The organism is Collinsella sp. AF31-11 (assembly GCF_003475605.1).
GTDB lineage: Bacteria > Actinomycetota > Coriobacteriia > Coriobacteriales > Coriobacteriaceae > Collinsella.
Genome location: NZ_QRQS01000017.1, coordinates 18,106 through 40,037, shown reverse-complemented (window position 1 = coordinate 40,037; position 21,932 = coordinate 18,106). Strand labels below are relative to the sequence as shown.

At 59.4% G+C, this 21,932-nt stretch carries 18 protein-coding genes; 6 read left to right on the top strand and 12 right to left on the bottom strand.

The features are described 5' to 3' along the window. Positions 1-386: 386 nt before the first annotated feature. Together DWZ22_RS09725 and DWZ22_RS09720 are read right to left on the bottom strand one after the other, a co-directional pair. A complete protein-coding gene (locus DWZ22_RS09725) occupies positions 387-1,439 on the bottom strand; it encodes a branched-chain amino acid aminotransferase (protein ID WP_118406014.1) in 1,053 nt (350 codons plus the stop codon). A 297-nt stretch (positions 1,440-1,736) separates the two neighbouring features. Beyond that, a complete protein-coding gene (locus tag DWZ22_RS09720; protein WP_118406016.1) occupies positions 1,737-2,384 on the bottom strand; it encodes a DedA family protein in 648 nt (215 codons plus the stop codon). Positions 2,385-2,608: 224 nt separating this feature from the next. On the opposite strand from DWZ22_RS09720, the gene cysE reads away from it, so the two are divergent. Further along, positions 2,609-3,313 (top strand): serine O-acetyltransferase, encoded by a 705-nt coding sequence (gene cysE, locus DWZ22_RS09715; protein ID WP_118406013.1) that lies wholly within the window; start codon positions 2,609-2,611, stop codon positions 3,311-3,313. Between the two features lie 108 nt (positions 3,314-3,421). Here the strand turns inward: cysE and DWZ22_RS09710 are convergent, their stop codons facing one another. From DWZ22_RS09710 to DWZ22_RS09695, 4 genes are all read right to left on the bottom strand, one after another. Further along, positions 3,422-5,437 carry an ABC transporter ATP-binding protein gene (locus tag DWZ22_RS09710; RefSeq protein ID WP_118335320.1) on the bottom strand — a complete coding sequence of 672 codons (2,016 nt, stop codon included), beginning with the start codon at positions 5,435-5,437 and terminating at the stop codon, positions 3,422-3,424. Between the two features lies 1 nt (position 5,438). After that, positions 5,439-7,163, bottom strand: a complete 1,725-nt coding sequence (locus DWZ22_RS09705; protein WP_118406012.1) for an ABC transporter ATP-binding protein — start codon at positions 7,161-7,163, stop codon at positions 5,439-5,441. Continuing rightward, entirely contained in the window at positions 7,163-7,651 is a 489-nt protein-coding gene (locus DWZ22_RS09700) for a MarR family winged helix-turn-helix transcriptional regulator (RefSeq protein WP_118406011.1), read from the bottom strand. The genes DWZ22_RS09705 and DWZ22_RS09700 overlap by 1 nt, the downstream gene beginning before the upstream one ends. Positions 7,652-7,831: 180 nt before the next feature. Further along, positions 7,832-8,122: a CDP-alcohol phosphatidyltransferase gene (locus DWZ22_RS09695; RefSeq protein ID WP_199583492.1), complete on the bottom strand. Its 291-nt coding sequence runs from the start codon at positions 8,120-8,122 to the stop codon at positions 7,832-7,834. Between the two features lie 295 nt (positions 8,123-8,417). On the opposite strand from DWZ22_RS09695, the gene DWZ22_RS09690 reads away from it, so the two are divergent. Continuing rightward, positions 8,418-8,939, top strand: a complete 522-nt coding sequence (locus DWZ22_RS09690) for a nitroreductase family protein (protein ID WP_118406010.1) — start codon at positions 8,418-8,420, stop codon at positions 8,937-8,939. 63 nt (positions 8,940-9,002) lie between these two features. Here DWZ22_RS09690 and DWZ22_RS09685 read toward each other — a convergent pair whose 3' ends face one another. The 3 genes from DWZ22_RS09685 to DWZ22_RS09675 form a co-directional block, all read right to left on the bottom strand. Continuing rightward, positions 9,003-9,578: a hypothetical protein gene (locus tag DWZ22_RS09685; protein WP_147330885.1), complete on the bottom strand. Its 576-nt coding sequence runs from the start codon at positions 9,576-9,578 to the stop codon at positions 9,003-9,005. Positions 9,579-9,662: 84 nt separating this feature from the next. After that, on the bottom strand, positions 9,663-10,880 hold the full coding sequence (locus tag DWZ22_RS09680; RefSeq protein ID WP_118406009.1) for a helix-turn-helix domain-containing protein: 1,218 nt from the start codon (positions 10,878-10,880) through the stop codon (positions 9,663-9,665). Positions 10,881-11,146: 266 nt separating this feature from the next. Further along, the gene (locus DWZ22_RS09675; RefSeq protein WP_118406008.1) at positions 11,147-12,181 is read right to left on the bottom strand and encodes a YeiH family protein; all 1,035 of its coding nucleotides are present in this window, start codon (positions 12,179-12,181) and stop codon (positions 11,147-11,149) included. A gap of 193 nt (positions 12,182-12,374) precedes the next feature. Between DWZ22_RS09675 and DWZ22_RS09670 the strand changes: the two genes are divergently transcribed. Next, a complete protein-coding gene (locus DWZ22_RS09670; protein ID WP_233540229.1) occupies positions 12,375-13,076 on the top strand; it encodes a GntR family transcriptional regulator in 702 nt (233 codons plus the stop codon). A 120-nt stretch (positions 13,077-13,196) separates the two neighbouring features. On the opposite strand, the gene glmS is transcribed toward DWZ22_RS09670, so the two are convergent. Then, positions 13,197-15,044: a glutamine--fructose-6-phosphate transaminase (isomerizing) gene (glmS, locus tag DWZ22_RS09665; protein ID WP_118406007.1), complete on the bottom strand. Its 1,848-nt coding sequence runs from the start codon at positions 15,042-15,044 to the stop codon at positions 13,197-13,199. A 547-nt stretch (positions 15,045-15,591) separates the two neighbouring features. On the opposite strand from glmS, the gene DWZ22_RS09660 reads away from it, so the two are divergent. Together DWZ22_RS09660 and DWZ22_RS09655 are read left to right on the top strand one after the other, a co-directional pair. Then, positions 15,592-16,725, top strand: a complete 1,134-nt coding sequence (locus tag DWZ22_RS09660) for a LacI family DNA-binding transcriptional regulator (RefSeq protein ID WP_233546490.1) — start codon at positions 15,592-15,594, stop codon at positions 16,723-16,725. Positions 16,726-16,938: 213 nt separating this feature from the next. After that, complete coding sequence (locus DWZ22_RS09655) at positions 16,939-18,144, top strand: ATP-binding protein (protein WP_117743438.1); 1,206 nt, start codon at positions 16,939-16,941, stop codon at positions 18,142-18,144. Positions 18,145-18,345: 201 nt separating this feature from the next. Here the strand turns inward: DWZ22_RS09655 and DWZ22_RS09650 are convergent, their stop codons facing one another. Further along, on the bottom strand, positions 18,346-18,996 hold the full coding sequence (locus DWZ22_RS09650) for an HAD family phosphatase (protein WP_158573325.1): 651 nt from the start codon (positions 18,994-18,996) through the stop codon (positions 18,346-18,348). Positions 18,997-19,163: 167 nt separating this feature from the next. On the opposite strand from DWZ22_RS09650, the gene DWZ22_RS09645 reads away from it, so the two are divergent. Beyond that, on the top strand, positions 19,164-20,042 hold the full coding sequence (locus DWZ22_RS09645; protein ID WP_117743436.1) for an ATP-dependent sacrificial sulfur transferase LarE: 879 nt from the start codon (positions 19,164-19,166) through the stop codon (positions 20,040-20,042). A gap of 133 nt (positions 20,043-20,175) precedes the next feature. Here the strand turns inward: DWZ22_RS09645 and DWZ22_RS09640 are convergent, their stop codons facing one another. Next, a complete protein-coding gene (locus DWZ22_RS09640; protein WP_158573324.1) occupies positions 20,176-21,870 on the bottom strand; it encodes an ATP-binding protein in 1,695 nt (564 codons plus the stop codon). Positions 21,871-21,932: the final 62 nt, after the last annotated feature.

Below are 21,932 nucleotides of genomic sequence, written 5' to 3'. Positions count from 1 at the left end.
GGACCTCGGGACGCTCTTACACCACGTCTGCGCGCGCCACCCCCAGCGCCTCAAAGACCGCTCATTTTTAACGGAATGCGGCCCATGGGACCTGCTTTTCGCCCAAAACCCAGTATGCAGGCGCCCGCGGGTGCCGAATATTCCCAAAAATGCACGTCGCACCCTACCCCAGGCAAGCGGCAGCTGAATTTATTCAGGCCCATCATTACCCGTCGCGGCAATACCGAGCCCGTAGGGCAGAGAGCGGGTTCCCTCCCGGCGCACTCCGCAGGACGAAAGAACCCCCGCCGCACGTTGTGCGCAGCGGGGGTTCTTTCATGTCCGAGGACGCGCCGGGAGGGAACCTGCTCTCTGCCCGGACGTCCTCGTGAGAGTCGCAAAGCAAGTTACGCGACAGTATAAACCCAGTTATGCTTATCCTCGACAGCACCGGACTGAATACCGGTCAGGGTCTCGCGAAGCTTCTTCATCACGGGGCCGATCTCGGCGTAGCCGGCCGGGAAGGTCACGGTCTCATCGGCACCATAGACCTTGTTGTCGATCTCGCCCACCGGGGAGATGACGGCAGCGGTGCCGCACAGACCACACTCAACGAAGGTGCCGGCCTTGACCTCGGCCCACTCGACGGGACGCTCATCGACGGTGATGCCCAGGTCCTTGGCGACCTGAACGAGTGAGCGACGGGTAATGGAGGGCAGAATGGAGTCGGTGTGCGACTGCGGAACGACAAGGGTGCCATCCTCCTTCACGAACAGGACGTTGGCGCCACCGGTCTCCTCGACGTAGGTGCGAGACTCGGAGTCGAGATACAGGTTCTCGGCATAGCCCTCGCGGTGGGCCTCCATCGTGGGCTTGAGGGACATGGCGTAGTTAAGGCCGGCCTTGATGTTGCCGGTGCCGTGCGGTGCGGCGCGGTCATACTCGGAAACGCGCAGCTTAACGGGCTTAAGGCCACCCTTAAAGTACGGACCGACCGGGGTCACGAGAATGCGGAACGTGTACTCAGGAGCGGGAGCCACGCCAATCACGTCACCGGAGCCGATCATAAACGGACGTACGTACAGGGTCGCGCCGGAGCCGAAGGGCGGAACCCATGCGGCGTTAGCTTCGACGACCTGCTTGACAGCCTCGACAAACTTATCCTTGGGGAACGGGGGCATCTCGAGACGCTGGGCAGAGTTATACATACGCTCGGCGTTCATGTCGGGGCGAAAGCAGACAATGCTGCCGTCCTCGGCGGTGTAAGCCTTCAGGCCCTCAAAGACCTCCTGGCAGTAATGGAAGATGCCGCCGCACTCGGAGACATGCAGGGTATGGTCGGTGGTCAGGCCGCCCTCGTCCCACTCGCCGTCCTTCCAATGAGCCTCGTAGCTGTAATCGGTCTTCATGTAGCCAAAGCCGAGGCTACCCCAATCGATATCCTTCTTCTCGACAGTCATGTGTCGCTCCTTACATACACAGTTGCACACTCGCGAACCCGCACGCAAGGACCGAGGCCGACCGCGTCGCAACGTCGCACGTCCGGAGCGTAGAGCCGGACAGGACACGCGAACAGCATCAAAGCCAATGGCATGTCGATTCGCATGCAGGAGATTGTACTCCCCGCACGCGTCGGATAAAGCGTTTTTCTTTAACTAAGTAAAGTATTCTCATTTGACTCATTTGATTGAACCAAAAGAGGCCCGCCACCGTAAGCGGTGACGGGCCCTAACTACACAGTTGCGTGCCGATTCTAACTAGGCGTTGCTCTTGCCCAGCCTGGCCTTGATGATGCCGACCACGGTCGGGATGATCGACACGGCAACAATGCCCACGATCAGCAGCTCAAAGTGCTCCTGCACAAAGGGGATGCCGCCAAAGAAGTAGCCCAGCAGCGTAAAGACCGTCGACCAGGTAATGCCGCCCAGCACGTTAAAGATGACAAAGTTGCGCCAGTGCATGCCGCCCATGCCGGCGATGAAAGGCACAAAGGTGCGGATAAACGGGAAGAAGCGGCCCAGGAAGATGGCCAGGTGGCCCCATTTGTCCAGGAAGTCCTCGGACTTTTTGATGCGCTCGGGCGTCATGGCCTTCACCTTGCCCGAGGCGATGATCTTTTGACCAAAGAAGTGACCGATCATAAAGTTGCACTGATCGCCCAAGATGGCAGCCGTCCATGCGACGGCCAGCAGAGCCACGATGTTAAAGCCGCCGTTGTGGGCAAAGAAACCCGAGGCAAACAGCAGCGAGTCGCCGGGAAGGAACGGGAAGAACACCACGCCCGTCTCGATAAAGATAATCAGGAACACGCAGCCGTAGGCCATAAGCGGACCGGCGGCAATCCAACTGGCGATCGCGGTGCGCGGATCCTTAAGCAGCTCGGCGATAAAATTGATGAAACCCATGAAGTTAAACCTCTCAGTTGTGGGCGCGGACACGTCCAAGTTGACCAGTATACGGTCGCGACGCGGCCACACGCACGGCCTTACAAAAGCATGACTCCATTACCAGCAAGTTTGCATAATTGACACCTGTCGCGCAAAGCTAGGCAAGATTGCCCTTTCTAATCCCTAGCGAATCGCTATACTTTATTGAATTGCATTGTCACGGCGCTAAGGGAGGGCGGCTGGTGAGCTTTATCAATACCATTCGCGAGGACATCAAGACCGTCCAGACGCAGGACCCCGCCGCGCAAAACGGCCTAGTCATCTTCCTTTCTTACCCCGGCCTGCACGCCAAGTGGAACCACGTGCCCGAGCACTGGCTGTGGGAGCATGGTCATCGCTCGCTCGCCCGCGTGCTCTCGCAAATCACCCGCCATATCACCGGCGTCGAGATTCATCCCGCCGCACAGATCGGCAAGCATTTCTTTATCGACCATGCCATGGGCGTCGTCATCGGCGAAACCACCATTGTGGGCGACAACTGCATGCTCTACCAGGGCGTCACGCTCGGCGGCACCGGCAACGAGACCGGCAAGCGCCACCCCACCCTGGGCAACAACGTCACCGTGGGCACAGGCGCCAAGGTGCTCGGCAACATTCGCATCGGCAACAACGTCAAAATCGGCGGCAACTCGGTTGTCGTCAAAGACGTGCCCGACAACTGCACCGTCGTGGGCGTGCCCGGCCGCATCATCAAGCGCAACGGCTGCCGTGTGTTCGAGGAAAGCTTCGACGCCAAGCAGCACCGCGAATACATGCCCGACGATGCCGCCGAGCAAAGCGCCCTCAACCGTCAGGGCATCACCGAGAATGCCCGCCGCGTACATGAGCTCGAGCAAGAGGTGGCCGAGCTTAAGGCCCTCGTCGCCAAGCTCGCGGACGAACGCTAGAAACGGGCGATCACCGAAAACATCGGACCCAACGCAAAGGCGCGCCAGGGAACCCATCCCCGGCGCGCCTTATTCCTGATGTGACAAAGGGACTATTCCTTTGTCACATTATGCGAACTGGCTCAGGTAGAGGTCGGCGTAGGCGCCCTCGGCAGCCAGCAGCTCCTTGTGCGTTCCCTGCTCGATAATGTTGCCGTGATCCATGACCAAGATCAGGTCGGCATCCACGATCGTCGACAGGCGATGCGCAATCACAAAGCTCGTGCGTCCGCGCATCAGCGCGTCCATGGCACGGCCGATGGCAAGCTCGGTGCGCGTATCCACACTCGACGTAGCCTCGTCCAGAATGAGGATCGCCGGGTTGTTGAGCAGCACACGCGCAATGGTCAGCAGTTGACGCTGACCCTGACTGATGCTTTCGGCATCGTTGGCCACATGCGTGTCGTAGCCCTGCGGCATGGTACGCACAAAGAAGTCGACCTGCGCGGCGCGGGCGGCCGCAACGATCTCCTCGCGCGTCGCCTCGGGGCAACCGTAGGCGATGTTTTCGGCAATCGTGCCATCGAACAGCCAGGCGTCCTGCAGCACCATGCCAAACTGCTGCCGCAGCTCGCCGCGATCCATTCGACTCGTGTCCACGCCGTCGAGCGTAATGCGACCGCCGTCAATCTCGTAAAAGCGCATGAGCAGGTTGATGAGCGTGGTCTTGCCCGCGCCCGTGGTTCCCACCACTGCGATCTTCTGACCCGGCTCGGCGGTAAACGACACATCGCGCATGAGCGGCTTGTCGGGCGCATAGCCAAAGCGCACATGCTCAAAGGCGACGCGGCCCTCCACGCGACCCGGCAGCTTGGCGGCCTCGCCCGGCAGCGGATCGGCCTCCATTTCGGGCTCATCGAGCAGGTCGAACACGCGCTCCGCGCTCGCCAGCGCACTCTGCAGCGAGTTAAAGGTAAACGACAGCTGCGTCATGGGCTCGGACGCCTCGTAGATAAACTGGAAGAACGCCTGGAACACGCCGACGGTCATCTGTCCGGCCACCAGCATGCTGCAACCCACGAGCGCAATCACGATCTGCGCCAGGCGGCCGATAAAGCGAACCGCGGGACCGACGGCGTTGATCATAAAGTCGGCCTTGGCGCTCACGTGCGCCAGCTCGCCCGAAGCCTCGTGCACCTCGGCAGAACTCTGGCGCTCGCGGTTGAACGCACGAATCACCAAACGGCCCGAGTAGCCCTCCTCGACCGCGCTCGTAATCTTGGACACCCACTCCTGGCGCTCGCCCGTCACGTCGTGCGTGCGGCGCGAAACCACCTTGGTCACCAGCAGCGACAGGGCCGTAAAGCCCAAAAAGACGAGCGTAAGTTCAACGCTGAACACAAACATCACGCCCACAGCACCCACAACCGTACCAATCGACACGAGCAGCTGCAGCAATCCGCGCTGCATGCTCTCGGACATCTTGTCTAGGTCGTTGGTCGCGCGGCTCACCACCTCGCCGGGGCGGTGCGCATCAAAATAGGCGAGCGGCAAACGGCTGAGCTTTTGCGCGATGCGGTTGCGCAGACGCAGGTTGAGTCGTTCGGCCACACTCGACATCAAAAAGCTCTGCAACGCATAGAAGGAGGCAGCCGCCGTCCAAATCATAAAGTAGACGAAAATGGTCTTGCCGCAATGCTCCCAGGTAATGCTGAAGGTGGTGTCGTTGGCAAACGCCACCTGCATATGCCCCCACAGCTCGTCGATGACGTGGGCGCTGTACGCTGGCGCGGCGGTGTTGAAGATGGCGTAGAACACGATGCTCGCGAACACGATATAGAAGCGCCAATGGTCGCCGGCGGCCTCGCTCCACAAGCGGCGCACCGTCGCCCAGGTATCCCGAGGCGTCTCGTCCTCGTCCTCGTCGTCCACGTCGCGCATGCGCTCCGCCTCGGCGCGGGCACGCTCGTCCTCGGCGCGCTCGTTTTCCTCGTAGAGCGCCTGGCGGCGAGCTTCGCGCGCGGCCGCTGCCTTGGCGGCGTCATCCAGCTCGAGCACCGCGGCAGCCTGGCCAGCCGTTTTCTCGGCGGCGTCCGCAGCGTTCCAATCGATAGCGTCGCTGCACTTCTTGAACTCCTCGGTCATGCTACTCACCTCCCTTCATCTGCGACTCCGCGATAGCGCGGTACACCTCGCACGTTTCCATTAGCTCGCCATGGGTGCCCAGACCTACGACCTCGCCGTCTTTGAGCACGACGATCTGGTCGGCGTGCAAGATCGTCGAGATGCGCTGCGCGATGATGAGCACCGCGGCGTCGCGCGTCTCGTCCTGTAGCGCATGGCGTAGCGCCGCATCGGTCTTAAAGTCCAAGGCCGAAAAACTGTCATCGAAGATATACAGGTCGGCATGCTTCATGAGCGCACGGGCAATGGCCAGACGTTGGCGCTGGCCGCCCGAGAAGTTCGTGCCGCCCTGCGCCACCGGGGTATCGAGCCCCTGCGGTTGGTCGAGTACAAAGGTGCTCTGGGCAACCTGGAGTGCATGAAGCATATCGGCCTCGGTCGCGTCTTCGTTGCCAAAGCGCAGGTTGCTCGCCACGGTACCCGAGAACAGCCATGCCTTCTGCGGCACATAGGCGATGCGCCCACGAATCTCACCCTGCGAAAGCTCGCGCAGATCGACGCCGTCCAGGCGAATGGCACCCTTGGTGGCATCGTGGAAGCGCAACAGCAGCTTTGCCACCGTCGACTTGCCCGAGCCCGTCGAGCCGACGATCGCGGTCGTCTGGCCGCGGCGACAGGTAAAGCTCAGGTTGCACAGCGTGTCCTCGTCGGCATCGTCAAAACGAAACGACATGTGGTCGAACACGGCGACCGCATCCGATCCGTCCTTTGAGTCGAACGCGCCCGCGCCCAGCGTACGCTCGCCGTCCACGATGCTCGGCTCAATCTCCAGCACCTGTTGCGCGCGAGCCAGACATGCCGCGGCGCGCGGCAGCGTCAGTATCACCATCTGCGCCATCATCACAAAGAACAGGATCAGGAGTGCATATTCCAGCACCGCGGAGATGCTCGCAATCTGCATTGCATGGGCGCCCACGCGGTTGCCGCCCACCCACAGCACCGCCACCTCGGCAATGTTCATCAAAAAGAAGGTGGAGCTATCAAGGCCCACAAACAGGTGGTTGACCTTAATGGCGTTGTCCGCGTAGTCGCTAAACACCTCATCCAGACGCTGTTCCTCGTGACGCTCTTTATTAAAAGCGCGGATGACGCGAACGCCCACGATGTTCTCGCGCAACACCACGTTCATGCGGTCGATAAAGCTCTGCAAGCGCATAAAAATCGGCGCGGCATTAGCCACCGTAAAGACCGCTATCACGAGCACGATCGCAACCACCGCGCCCAGCAGCGTGCCCATGGCAGGATCGATGAGCCAGGCAAAAATGATGCCCGCGACGGCCAAGAACGGCACCGGCAGCACCAGCTGGATCGTCTGCAGGATGGCCTGCTGAATCACGTTGATGTCGTTGAGCGAGCGCGTGATCATCGATCCGGTGCCAAAGCGCTCAAAGTCGCTGGCCGCGAGCTCGAGCGACTTGTCGTACACGGCATTGCGGATATCGCAGGCCACGTTGGCGGCCAGGCGCGCCGACAGATAACAGCCCAGTACCGCACCGCCGCTGGCCATGCCGGTCGCGATCAGCATGTACAGGCCGTTGCGCAAAATGTAATCGACATCGCCTGTGGTGATGCCAGTGTTGACCATGTTCGCCAGCATCGTGGGAACCAACAGCGTGCCGACGTTATCCACCAACAGCACCAGCAGCGTCACCGCGACCAGGCCCCGGTACGGCTTCAAAAACCTCATTAAGAGTCGCACGACTCCCCCTCACTTTGTTTTTCGGCAGCCATCTGCTGCTTAAATGCCTCGCACTCATCCCCTAGTACACGGGAAAACTTTCCGATCAGGCGCAATATCTCACGCTGCTCCCAAGGCTCCAGCGCGCCAAAGGCACGCTGCTCGGCCTTGACCGCCGGAAGCGCATAGTGCTCGGCAAATTGCTTGCCCTCATCGGTCAGGCGCACAACCTTGTTCTTACGGCTGCCTTCGGCAAACTCCAGCGTGGCGAAACCCCGCGCCGTCAAGGTTTTAATGGCCGAATTGATGGTCTGCTTGCTATAGAACCATTCGCTTGTCAGTCGACTTACGGCGACGCTACCGCCCGCCGTGCTGGTGTCGACAAGCATCCAATAGGCGCAGTCCGAAAGGCCGCAGGTACGCGAGAACTCCGAATAGATATGGTCGAGTCCGTTGAGCATCCGGTCGAAATCGACCAGCGTAACCGCACTATCCATCTATCCCACCATTCGATTGTCCGATTTTTGACCAATTTGTTTTCTAGATTAGTCCGAGTTTTGACTATCGTCAATAAGCTCGTTATATATGGACGGCTCTACATAGCATATCGACAAAAAAAGACCGCCGGCGCGGGGGCGGCGCCGGCGGTCACGCGAGAATAGCGATGTGTTTGCCCGTTAGGCAGCGACGGCCTCGTAGACCGTAGCGCCCGCAAAGCTGTCGTGCAGGCTCTTGCCGCAGATCCAGGGCAGCTCGACGACCTCGCAGACCGTGTTGACCAGCTCGGAGCAGTCAGTAAAGTGTCCCTTATCGTTGAGGGCCTCGCAATCCTGAACACGCCAGTACCCGTCGGTATGCGTGATGTAGTACTCGTGGTTGTCGATCGTCACAAAAGCGCGCGTCTTGGAACGCAGCAGCTTCAGAAATCCTTCGAAGTCAGTCTCGACGACATCTCCAGCCTGGAACATGATGATTACCTCCTGGCCCAGCGCCACCACAGCGCATTGATAAACGTTGGTACCTCTTTAGTAAAACCTTTATCAATGGATATGCGTCCCTCATTTAGGCAAGTGGTAAAAAACCGCAGGGTAGACGGGATAAAACGTTTAACCATCCCATTTGTTTGTCACATTCTGAAGGTACTTTTATGCAAACCTACTCTCCCAATTGGAATCTATCCTTTTGGCCGGGCAATTGACCGTCTATCGTTTGAGCCCGACGGGTATGAACGGGGCATCTGCAACGCCACTACAAGGAGGCACCATGGAGACTATCGAAGCGCTCATTCACCGCCGCAGCTGCCGCAACTACAGCGATCGTCCCGTCGAGGCCGAAAAGCTTGCACGTATTATCGAAGCCGGCCAATATGCACCGAGCGGCATGGGCCGCCAGCCGGTGACGTTTGTCGCCGTCACCGATCCCGCGACCGTCGAGCGTCTCTCGCAGCTTAACGCCCAAGTCATGGGTAGCAACGGCGACCCCTTCTACGGAGCCAAAACGGTTGTGGTGGTACTGGTCGACCGCAACGTGCCCACGCATCTGGAAGACGGCTCGCTCGCCATGGGCAACTTGCTCAACGCCGCCTATGCACTGGGTGTCGATTCATGCTGGATTCACCGCGCGCATGAGGTCTTTGACTCACCCGAGGGCCTGGAGCTGCTGGCCAGCTGGAGCCTGCCCGCCGACGGCAGCCTGCGCGGTGTCGGTCACTGCATTCTGGGCTATGCCGAGGACACGCTACCCGAGCCCAAACCCCGCCGCGACAACGTCGTCTACGTAAGGTAACCCAGGAGCGTCATAGGGGTAGCTAATTTGGGACGGGGCTATTTTAGCCACCCCACTCGCAACTTATCTTGCCGATGGAGTTGTCGTCGTTTCGTTCGTGTGGGTCGTTTCGGCGCCGTCGCCCTGTTCGCCCTCGTCCTTTTGAGCGTCGGCGATGGTGGAGGCCGCCGCAACGATACCGCGCTGGGGCGCGACGCCCGTCTGGGTCTGAGCGCCCTCGACAATTTCTGTGCCTGCATGCGCGAGCTCGGGCGATTTAAACATCGCGTCCAAGTTGGCACCGTCGCCGGCGTAGCCAAGCGCAGCGAGTGCGATGACGATCACTGCAACGACGACCGCGATCGGAACATAACGATGCCAACCAGCCGGATTGAGTCCGCTGCGACGAGCCGCCCCGCGGCTGATGTAGCCGAGCGTGCCGTCGTGCTTGAGCTTTGAGCCCACCACGCGTTTGCGGTCCCACAGCGAGGACTCTGCCTGCATTGCCAAGCGGGCACCTGTCGAAGGATAGCCGTATTTAGTGCGCTTGAACGAGCCGTCAAACCCCGAGGCGTGTTTGCCCCACGTCACCGATGTTGTGCGTCGGTTAACCGGCGCGGCGCTCCGCCTTCTGCGGCTCGGTTTTGTAGTCTCAGCCATACGCCCCCGCACGCCGTAACCAAATCGAAACAATAACGCTTTGGACTGTAGCACACGCGTCGCGCGCGGTCACGGGCGCCTCGCTCAACGGTCATCGTCCTTCAGTAAGCGCCACAGCGTTGTTCGGCTTATGCCCAGCACCTCCGCCGCACGGGTTCGGTTGCCGTGGAGATGATCTACAACCAGATGCGCGATATCTCGCTCGGTATCGGCCAGCGGTCGCAGGATATACAGGTCGCTTTCGAGTGTCGGGGCGCCAAAGGTTGCGGTCTTAATCACGTCCTCTTGGGCTAGCACTTCCTCCGCCACAGCGCGATCCACCGTGCCCGCCCCCACCAATATATACAGTCGTTCCGAGACCTCGCGGAGCTGCAGATAATTGCGCGGCCAGCGGTAAGCATCGAGCGCCTTCGTCGCCGCGGCAGACAGCGTGGGTGCTGCCGTCCCAAATGCACCAGCGAGATATTCCAAATAGCGCGCAACCTTCGTCGACGCGGCTCCCTGCTCGACGATTGCCGGCGCCACGCTCACCGCACAGGCGAAGCGCTCGGTCACAAAGGCGGCTTGATCACTTTCGCTGCCGCCCGGCATGTCATTCGCCGTCAGCACCACATGGCAGCGCGTCGCCAACGCGGTGTCGGCCATCGTGGAAACGAGCTCGCGGAGACGCTGGGGGCCAACCGTGTTCCAGCCCTCAATGCAAAGTGTCAGCCCCGTTTGGAACAACGGCGATTCGGCGCTTTTGAGCACGTGGCGCCAACCGCGATCGGTAAGCTCATCGAGCGCAACGGCAACAAAGGGTTGATCGGCAAAAGGACCGTCCAGATAGAGGCGCTTGGCGATCTCGACCTGACCCGCTCCCAGCTCGCCCTCGAGCATAAGGGGCACGCCGCGCGCGTAACTCTCGGCGACCGGCGCAGCTACCGAGGCCGCCCCCTCAACGATGCCGTACGCGCTCGATTCGTAGCTGGCCTCAACTTCGTCGGCGTTGAGCCACTCGATGCCCGCATGTGCCGCGGCGCCGCGTACCTCGCGGACCACGACGACCCAAAGGCCCCCGCCTTCTTTGTCGGTGGGGCGAACGGTCAGGCTCAGGCGCGTACCCGCACGCCCCATAACCAGACGCGCGCCGTCTCCTATACGGTCGAGGCGCTCAGCGACAAAAGCCGCCACATCCCGCTCAAGCGCCGCGTCATTCATGGTCGAAATCGCGACGTCCCCACGCGCATCGATTGCCAATGCCGAGGCCCCGGCAGCAGCCAGGGCCTCGGTCAAGATGTTCAGCTTGGCATCGCTATCCATGATTTGCCCCTGTCCGCGGCGACGTGCAACCGCCGACGGTCGCACGACCGAGTGTTTCAAAATTGAACGATATTGCTCACCAAACACTATAGGGCAGAAAGCGCCGTCCTGCGAGTATAGGTGTTGCCCCGCATCGCCATCCTGGCGGGGCGATAAGAGCTCTTCGGGACTTATAAACCTGCGGACAAGCCATACCCGCAAGAGCTCCTATCGCTCCACCGCAGGCATGCGCTCACCAGCAACCAGCACGCAAATAAGCTACTCCTCTACCAGATTCCCAGCACGTGCTGCATTCCCAAACTCATGCACGCAATGCCAATCCAGCAGCAAAAGCCCAGCGCGATGGGCTTGCCGCCCTTTTTGACCAGCTCGACGATATCGGTATTAAAGCCAATAGCCGCCATGGCCATCACGATAAAGAACTTCGACAGCTCCTTGATGGGCGCCGTGATGGACACGGGAAGCTGAAGCACCGTGGTGATTACGCTCGCCAGCACAAAGAACAGCACAAACATGGGAAACGCGCGTTTAAGCGAGAACGTGCTTTTGGCGTCGCCGCCGGCCTTGCGCGCCAGATGCATCTGCCAGCATGCGAGGACCAACGTGATGGGAATAATGGCCAGTGTCCTGGTGAGCTTGACCACCGTGGCGCTCTCGAGCACATTGGCGCCGGGATGCATGCTGTCCCAAGCGCTCGCCGCAGCCGTTACGGACGAGGTGTCGTTGATGGCGGTGCCGGCAAACAGGCCAAAGCCCTCGTTGGTCAGCCCGAGCATACCGCCGAGCGTTGGAAACACGAGCGCCGCGATAACGTTAAACAGGAAGATGACCGAAATAGCCTGGGCAATCTCGCGATCGCCGGCATCGATGACGGGCGCGGTCGCGGCGATGGCAGAACCGCCGCAAATCGACGAACCCACACCCACAAGCGTCGCGATCTTGCTCGGCACGTTCATAACGCGGCAGAGCACAAAGGCGATGACAAGCGAGGTCGAGATCGTCGCCACGATAATCGGCAACGACTGGGCGCCCTTGGACAGAATCTGGGAGAGGTTCATGCCAAAGCCAAGCAGGATAACCGCGTACTGCAAGACTTTTTTAGACGTATAGGTGACACCGGCGGCGAGCTGTTCGCGATGATTCTTGGGAAAGACGATTGCCAGAACCATGCCGAAGAGGATGGCGAATACCGGCCCACCGACCACCTCAATCTGTTTGCCGAGCAGCGTTGCGGGGATAGCGATGATCAGGCAGAACAAGACGCCCTTCCAGCGCTCGCGTACGATATTCGCCAGTTGCATATGGGATTCCTTCTTTCTCTTTCACGTTTGCGACGGCTTATGATACGGCAACATTGAGCGCAGCCTTGCGTAAACAAAGACTAAGATGCCGCAATAGTTCTTGGGCAACAGCCGAATTACCCACCGCGGAAAGCTGATTCGCGGCATAATTAACAACTGACATATGAGTTTGATAGAACAGTTGCGAGGCGCTATGGAAGAATCGATGCACGTCGGCGAGCAGGAAACGAGCCTACAGGACCAGTCCTACCACACCATTCGACGCAAAATCGTCTACCTGGACTACAAGCCGGGCGAAAAGCTGGGCGTCAAGCAACTTTGCGACGACCTGGATATGGGTCGCACGCCCGTGCGCGAGGCTTTGGTTCGCTTGGCGCAGGAAGGCCTGGTGCGCACCGTGCCCCAGAGCGGCACCTACGTCTCACCCATCAACCTCACCCTTGCCGAGAGTGCCTGTTACATCCGCGAGCATCTGGAAAAGCAGGTGATTGTGGAGTGCTGTGCGCGCGCCACGTCGACCGGCATCGAGCAGCTCGACCGCGCCATCGTGCTGCAGGAAAAGGCCATGGCCGAAGAGGATCGCATCGGCTTCTTTTTGAGCGACAACCTCATGCATCACATGATTTTTAGCATCGCATGTCGCAGCACCGTGTGGTCGTGGCTCGAAGAGACCAATGCCGACCTGGAGCGCTTCCGCTGGCTGCGCGCCGCCACGCAGGTTCTCGACAATCAGGACATCGTGAACGAGCACAAGCAGATTCGCCGCGCTATCGCCGGTCGCGACCCCATCGAAGCGAGCTTTTTGGTCAGCAAGCACCTGCACATGATGTTCCGCAACCAAACCGAGGTTCTGGACCAGTTCCCCGAGTACTTCGAGACCAGCAAGCTCCGCTAACCTGCCAAAACCACCACAAAGGGGACAGGCACCTTTGTGGTGGTTTCTCCGTACAAAAAGGCCCGGCTCCGTCTGATGACGCGGAGCCGGGCCTTGGCTGTTGGAACGCCGGAACATCCGCTACTCGACAGTAACGCTTTTCGCCAGGTTTCGGGGTTGGTCGACGTCGCAGCCGCGCAGGATGGCGACCTCGCGGGCGAGCAGCTGCAGCGGGACGCTCGCCGTGATGGGGCTGAACACGTCGCGGACTGCCGGCACGTGGATGATGCAATCGGCGATCTTGTTGATCTCCTCGTCGCCCTCGGTGGCAACGACGATGACCTTGGCACCCCGCGCCTTGCACTCCATAAGGTTCGACACGGTCTTGTCGTAGGTGGCGCTCTTGGTGGCCACGGCGATGACAGGGAAGCCCGGGTCGATCAGGGCGATGGGGCCGTGCTTCATCTCACCGGCGGCGTAGGCCTCGGCGTGCAGGTAGCTGACCTCTTTGAGCTTGAGCGCGCCCTCGTAGGAAATGGCGGCGCCCATGCCGCGGCCCACGAACAGCGCCGATTGCGCGCCCTTGCACAGCAGGGCGGCCTCATGAACGGTCTCGGTTTGGGTATCCAAAATCCACTGGATCTGCTCGGCCGTATCGGAAAGCTCGCGGAACAGCATGCGCGCCTGCTTGGTGGTCAGGCGGTACTTGACCTGCGCCAGCAGCAGCGCCAGCAGCGTCAGGCTCACAACCTGGCCGATAAAGCTCTTGGTCGAGGCGACCGCGATCTCCTTGTTGGCCTTGGTATAGATGACGCCGTCGCTCTCGCGCGCCACCGGGCTGCCCACCACATTGGTGATGCCGAAGACCTTGGCACCCTTGATGCGCGCGTCGCGAATGGCGGCAAGGGTATCGGCCGTCTCGCCCGACTGGGACACGGCCACAACAAGCGTCGTCGGCGTGATGATGGGGTTGCGGTAGCGGAACTCGCTTGCCGCCTCGACCTCGGTAGGAATACGAGCCCAGCCCTCAATGAGATTCTTAGCAATGAGGCCAGCGTGATAGCTGGTGCCGCAAGCGATCACGTAGACGCGGTCGATGTCGTTGAGCTCCTCGAGCGAAAGGCCCAGCTCGTCGATGTCGAGCTCGCCGGCTGGCGTCATACGACCGACCAGCGTGTCGCGCACGACGCGCGGCTGCTCGTGGATTTCCTTGAGCATGAAGTCGGGATAACCGCCCTTTTCGGCCATGTCCAGATCCCAGTCGATGTGAGTGACCTTGGGCTCGATAACATTGCCGGCCTCGTCGGTGTATTCGACGCCTGCGGGCGTGAGCTTGGCAAACTGACCGTCCTCGAGCACCACGACATCGCGGGTGGCGTCGATGAGCGCAATGACGTCGGAGGCGACATAGGCGCCGGTCTCGCCTGCGCCGACCACAATCGGGGAATCCTTGCGGGCTACGGCGATCACGCCGGGCTCGTCAGCGCACACTGCGGCCAGACCATAGGCACCGACCACGTGGGTGCAAGCCTCGCGCACGGAGGCCATCAGGTCGTGCGTCTCGGCATAGGCCTCTTCGATCAGATGCGCAAAGACCTCGGTATCGGTCTCGCTCTTAAAGTGGTGGCCGCGGCCCTCCAGCTCTTCGCGCAGCTCAGCGAAGTTCTCGATGATGCCGTTGTGGACGATGGCGATACGACCGTCGCAGCTGGTGTGGGGATGGGCGTTAACGACGGAGGGCTTGCCGTGGGTAGCCCAGCGGGTATGGCCGATGCCGCAGGTAGCGTCGCTGTCGATATTGGAAAGCTCGCTCTCCAGGCCCGCGACCTTGCCCACGCGGCGGATGACGTCGAGGTGAGCCGCGGCGCCCTCGCCCACCTCGAGCGCAACGCCCGAGGAGTCATAGCCGCGATATTCCATGCGCTTGAGGCCCGTGACCAGGATGTTCTTTGCAATATCAGAGCCGGTGTAGCCGACAATTCCGCACATAGGATAAATCCCTTCGTTCGCGTGACTGCAAGACGTCCACGCACAGGGGGCGCTGAGACGTATAACGTTCGAGTATTGTACTCACGCAAGCGCAAGCTGATATACCAGAAGTGGTATCTCAACTTAGATACCACCCGATGCACACACCTCACCACCACAAAGGGGACAGGCACCTTTGTGGTGGTTTGGACCGGGGCGGCGGCCTATCCCGGCGAAAGATCTCGATCTGTAACATCTGGGCCGCAATAAGCCGGCTTAGTGTTACAGATCGAGACATTACGGTTCGGCCCCTGCACTATGTCTCGATCTGTAACAGGTAGAGCCGGTTTTGCCGTCCAGATGTTACAGATCGAGACAATTGAAGGCCCGGGCAGCTCAAACCACCACAAAGGTGCCCGTCCCCTTCGTGGTGGTCCGGGGCAGTAGTGGCGTTTCCCCAGATAAAACCTGCCAAAATTAACCTGTCCCTAATTGGCAGGTTTTGACACCCTAGGGGCGGGCGATGCTACAATCTGCCTTGTACTTGAAACGCATCAAAGGGGCCGCTATGGCAAAGGTGAAAATCAGCGACGTCGCGCGCGAAGCGGGGGTCTCGCTGGGCACGGTATCCAACGCGCTCAACCACCCCGAAAAGCTGCGCCCCGAGACCCTCAAACTCATCAACGAGACCATCAATCGCCTGGGCTACCTGCCCAACCAAAGCGCCCGCCAGCTCGCAGGCGGCACCACCAAGTCCTTTGGCTTGGTTCTCCCCCGCCTCGACCACGGCTTCTCGCTCCAAATTGCCAGCGGCGCCCATAACGAGGCGCGCAAACACGGTTACGACCTGCTCATCGCCAACGCCGATAACGACGACATTCTCGAGGACCATTACCTGCGCTATTTTATGGGCACGCAGATGTCCGGCGTCATGGTTCAGCCCATGGCGTCCCCCGATTGGCACCCCGCCATGACCAAGATTCCCGTCCCCATCGTCCATCTGGACGTCCATTGTTCAGAACCCGGTTACTACGTGGCCACCGACAACGAGGCACAGGGGCGCATTATCGCCGAGCTCGCCATCGCCCGCGACGCACGCCATATCACCGTTGTGGGCAGAGCGGCATTTATGCAGCTCACCCTGCGCGTCCTTGGCATCCACAAAGCACTTGCCCTGCATCCCGATATCAAAATTGAGGTCATCGATGCCGGAGAGTGGAATACCGCAGCCGACGGCTACAGCATCGGTACCCAGATTGCCGAACGCCCTGCTGACGAGCGCCCCGATTTTGTCATCGGCTTGACCGACGTATTGGCCTCGGGCGTTATCTCGGCGCTGACCGACAAAGGCATCTTCGTCCCCGAGCAGGTCCGTGTGGCCGGCTGCGACGGCAACCCCCTTGCATGGAGCGGGTCTGTTCCCCTTACCACCGTGGCGCCGCCGGGCTACGAAATTGGCCGCAAGGGCGTACAGCTGCTCATGGAACAAATCGAGGATAAACCTGCCGCCAAGACCAAACGAGTCCGCATCGGCTCCGCCGCACGCACCGTCACCACGGTCACGGCCACCGAGGACATTAACCGTCAGGAGCTCGTGCGTCCCTTCTTGCTCGAGCGCGTAAGCACCCAAAATGCCAAGCCGCACCCGACGGGCCAACCCATGGTCCCGACAACCGACATCAACCTGGGCGCCTACTTGTAACAAAAAAACGCCGCAACGGAAACAGGCCCGCTGCGGCGTTTTTTACTGGCCCCATGCCCCCCCGTTTAGCCGGACCTGCGGCTACGGATATTTATGGAATGTAATCCATTTTTCATTAGCTTTTTTGTTAAAATAGACTCAATTCCATATTTTTAGATATTTCCTATAAGTATTGATTTTGCTCCAGTTTTTTCTCGCCAAGAAAGGGGTTTCATGAATCTGATTGATCGCAAACGGTACCTCGACTGGCTCATTTCGTGGAAAGACTCACACGTCATCAAGGTCGTTTCGGGCGTGCGAAGGTCCGGCAAATCAAAGCTATTCGAAATCTACCGTAGCTACCTGCGCGATCATGGAATCACAGGCGACCAGGTTATATCCCTCAACTTTGAAGACCTGGAGTTCGAGTCGCTTACGTCGTATAGAGCACTCTACGACTACATTTCCGCCAGACTCGTCCCCGATAAGATGAACTACGTTTTTCTGGACGAGATACAGCACGTCGAGCATTTCGAAAAAGCCGTCGACAGTCTTTTTATCAAGGACAATGTCGACCTCTACATAACCGGTTCCAACGCTTATCTGCTCTCGAGCGAGCTGGCAACTTTACTCTCCGGCCGCTACGTAGAGCTCAAGATGCTGCCCCTATCCTTTAAAGAGTTTTGCTCGGCAAAAACCAATGACGGAAAGGCTCCCGCGCAGTTGTTTGACGAGTACATAACCAGGGGCTCTTTTCCCTTTATCGCCGAGACGGGTATTCAGGGACCCCAGGCGCGCGATTATCTTATGAGCCTCTACGATACCATCGTCATACGCGACGTTATCGAACGCCTGAAGGTCTCGGACGTCCCGACCCTGCGCGATATCACCAAGTTCCTACTCCATAGCATTGGAAACCGGATCTCGATTAAAAAAATCTCCGACACGCTCTCGTCCAACGGCAACAAAACCGACCAGAAAACCGTAGCCAAATACCTCAAAGGCTTAACGGACAGCCTTGTGCTGTACTTTGCTCCGCGCTATAACGTGCGCGGTCGGCAGCTTCTTTCAACAAACGGCAAATACTACGCCGTTGACCTTGGACTTAGAGGTGCTCTCGTCAAAACCCAAAGCAGCGATATCGGTCATATCCTCGAAAATGTTGTTTATCTCGAGCTCCTACGCCGTGGATACGACGTCTACGTGGGCGATATCGACGGAGGGGAAATCGATTTTGTTGCCCTAAACTCAGACGAGACAGCCTATTTTCAGGTTTCAGCCACAACGCTCGACGAAACCACCCTCAATCGAGAGTTGGCCCCCTTTAAGAAAGTCCGAGACAACTACCCCAAGACGCTTCTTACGCTCGACACGCTGTTTGCGGACGCGAACTACGAAGGAGTCCGCAAGCGCAACGTGATCGACTGGCTCCTTGAGTAACTTGTAGCGTCATAACCCTCCGCCAGCTCCTTACCAAGGCCGCAGCCCCAGTCGCTTAAAGCACAATGCCCCTCTTATCAGCCAAAACAGCAATCTTGGCGTGATAAGAGGGGCTGGCTGCGTCAGCGCCTCCACGCAGGCGCCGTTGCCGCCACCGTCCCGCGGGATCGGGCGCGGGACATGGCGACTCACGTACAAACGCTAACACACGGCCTTGACCGCCGCCGTCAGATTGAACAACGTGTCGAGCACGGCCTCGCAGCCATCCACCACGTCCTGCGGCAGCGGCACGATATCGGGGACGGCAAAGACGTGGCAGCCGGCCGTGATGCCCGAGACGCAGCCGTTGCGTGAGTCCTCGACCACGGCGCACTCCTCGGGAGCAAAGCCCGCGCGCTCGCAGGCGAGCAGGTACATCTCGGGATCGGGCTTGCCGTGCGCGACGTCATCGCCGCAGGTCACCGTTTCAAACTTGTCAAAGAGACCGACCATCTTAAGGTTGCGCTCGGCGGTAACGTGGCGCGACGACGTCGCGAGGCCCACGTGATAGCCCGCAGCCAGCAGCTCGTCGAGGCACTCGGCGGCGCCGGCCTTAAGCTCCAGGTCGGTCTTGACCATCTCGTCGCGAATCTCCCTATGGCGACGATAGATTGCCTCAGCGGTTTCGCAGCTGTCGTAATGCTCCTCAAGGATGCCCATGACGTCGGGCAGCGTACGACCGATAAACTGATGGATCAGCGCATCATCAATCGCGAATCCCAGCTCGGCCGCGCCCGCCTTCCACGCCTTGATACCCAAACGCTCGGTATCGACCAGCGTTCCGTCCATGTCAAAAATAACGGCATTGATCATATCGGTCCCCTCACCGGATTGCATTACTGCCACTCTACCGCACTTTACAAACTTGTATATAACGTATATAGCATATTGCGCTTTCGTTACATAGATAGAAGTCTTATGACAAGCGGCTCGGTAGGATTATAGTTTTCGACCGAGTACTCAACGGCAAGGATCGATTCATGCTTTCAGACACCACCGCACCTGCAGAGGGGCTTCAGGACAAACTCGCAGCGCTCGAGCAGCTGCTTTTGGCATATGGACGCGTCACCATCGGCTTTTCCGGCGGCGTTGACAGCAGCTTTTTGGCCGCCGTATGCGCCCGCATCATGCCTGCCGACACGCTTCTCGTTCACCTCACCACGCCGCTCATCGGCACGCCCGAGCAGGCTTCGTTTGAGCGGGCGGTTGACGGGCAGGCCGATGAGGGGCCGCATTTCAAGCTCCCCGTGCTCAATCTTTCGGTCGATCAGTTACAGCTCCCCCAAGTAGCCTGCAACGATGCTAATCGCTGCTACCACTGTAAGCACGCCGGCTTTACCGCCATCGTCAACCACGCCAAGTCGCTGGGCTTTCCCACCGTCATCGACGGCAGCAACGCAAGCGACCGCGGCGACTACCGCCCCGGCATGCGCGCCGCCCAGGAGCTCGGCGTGCGCTCGCCGCTTATGGAGGTCGGCTTTACCAAGGACGAAGAGCGCGAGTTGCTGCGCGCCTGGGGATACCCCGTCTGGAACCTGCCGGCAGGAGCCTGCCTGGCCACGCGCGTCCCCACGGGCGAGGAGCTCACGCGCGAGAAGGTCGATGCAATCCGCACCTGTGAGGACTACCTGCACGACCTTGGCCTGGACCAGGTCCGCGCACGCCTCGTCGGCGGCTGCATGCATATCGAGGCCGCGCCGGCAGACGTCGCCAAGATCGCCGCCCTCGGCAGTACCGCGGTCAACGACGAGGGCAAGGCCCCGCTTCCCGCCGCCATCGAATCTGCGCTGCGCAACCTAGGCTGCGGCCATATCTCCCCCGAGGTCACCCCCTACATCCACGGCAACATGAACCTTTAGGTTACGCCGTTTAACCTACCAAAAAGGGACAGGTTTATTTTGGCAGGTTTTATCTGGGGAAATATCGCAGGGCAACCGCCTCTCTAGCATCCATCTATCTTTGAGAGACACTAGAGAGGCGACTCAGCCACATCTACCTCTTCCGATAGCGGCGGTTGCGGCTCGTCGATGAACCCATTACTTCAATGAGTCCTTTATCCGCCATTTTTGGCAGATGGTAACGGACAGACGAAATTCTGACCCCCGATGCAACCGCTATTTCTCGCGCCGTCATATCCACTTCGGCGCTGAGAGCCTCCAGGATCCTATCCGCCGTCGAAGCTGACGGTTCTCTGTTCCTATCGATAATTTCGAACGTGTCTTTGCCGCATTTTGACAGGGCATGTTTATCTACAAGGTCCCCGCAGATCAGGCGAATGTCATCCGAATCCCACTTCAGGGCCTCTCGTATTTTTTGAACATCGCATACGCACCCATGCTCCCGCATAAACATGAGCAATGTTTCTTCGCGATCCGTCAGCTCGGTGCCCACATGGTTCTGAATCCACGTGCGGTTTTCAGCAAGCTCCGCCCCGTGCCGGGAAAGCAGCACCGTAAACGAATCGGCCTTAACGATAAATTTCGGCCTGCCAAGCGAACGAGACTCCATCTCGCGAATCATAGCCGGGATGCCAGATCCCTGACTTTCCGCAACAGCCCCCTCAGCATGCTCTAACGGCGTCGCCCCCATCAGACTCATGAGCTTTGGGTTTCGGCAGCGCGATTCCCCGTCCGCAAGATTGTCCACCGTCTTTCCGCCCCAAAGCCCGCCGGGGTTTTTGATCTCTATTCTGTCTGGGTAGATATCGACGCTCACGGCCTGCCCCACAAACATGGGCGAATACTCTCGATGGATGCAGGCATTCGCCAAGGCCTCGCGCAAAACCTCCTGGGGTACTTCCCAATCTTCCCTTCTACCAGCGCCTCGCACTATCGCCGCTTTGCGCAAGTTTCGTCCGATCGCAGCGAGGGCATCTTCGATGCAGGCCGGAATCGGGCCATCGCACAACTGGCGGTCAATAAACCGGGGTTGCCCAGGAGCAGATTTTTCCACATCGGAATGAACGGCGACATCGATCATCAGCTTAGGATAGAACTGCTGGGGGTAGATTCCCGCCGACAGCAGCCCCGCGAGCTTCACAGCTCCATCCTTTGTAGTGATATTGAGTCTGGCCAGCTGCTTTTCCAGCGTATCGGCCCCGCGCAAAACGCGCGGGGTCTGCAGCCGGCGATTTGCGATAATGGACCGCACGACATCTGGATCCAAATCCTCGACTGTTGCCTCCGAAACCACCGTACCGTCTGCATCGCTCGGAAGCAACGCACTCTGTAGCTCATATAGCTCAGCGGGCGACATCTTGATATCTTTATCATCCACGCGCTTGTAGCTACCGTTCTGCACGCCGCGCGCGCCGATATAGCATGGCTTCGCTTTGAGCTCAAGTTCAAAGATGCGCACCAGAAGTACCTGGAGCCCGTCGACCTCGCCTCGATCAAGCTCATACCGTGGCGCATGGGTCACCACCGCCGCTGAGCCTCCGTCTCCGATACCCGAAACAAACTGGTCGCGCACCCTGTCGATAGCAAAGTTGGCAGAAGGAACAAATCCTTCGGCTTCGTTCAGGCCCAAAATAATGAGCCCGCCCGCAGTGTTCGCAAAAGCACTCACTGTCTCCCATACGTCTGCACTCAATTTATTCGTGCAGGCTTTAACTTCTACCGATGCGTCATCGGTCCCCCGCCTGCGAAGGCGCTCAACGATAAGGCCAAGAGGTTCATCCAACAGCATTGGCATTCCGTCTCTCTAAAACAATAGATTTATCTCTCTAAAGCTTAGTATATCTCTCTAAC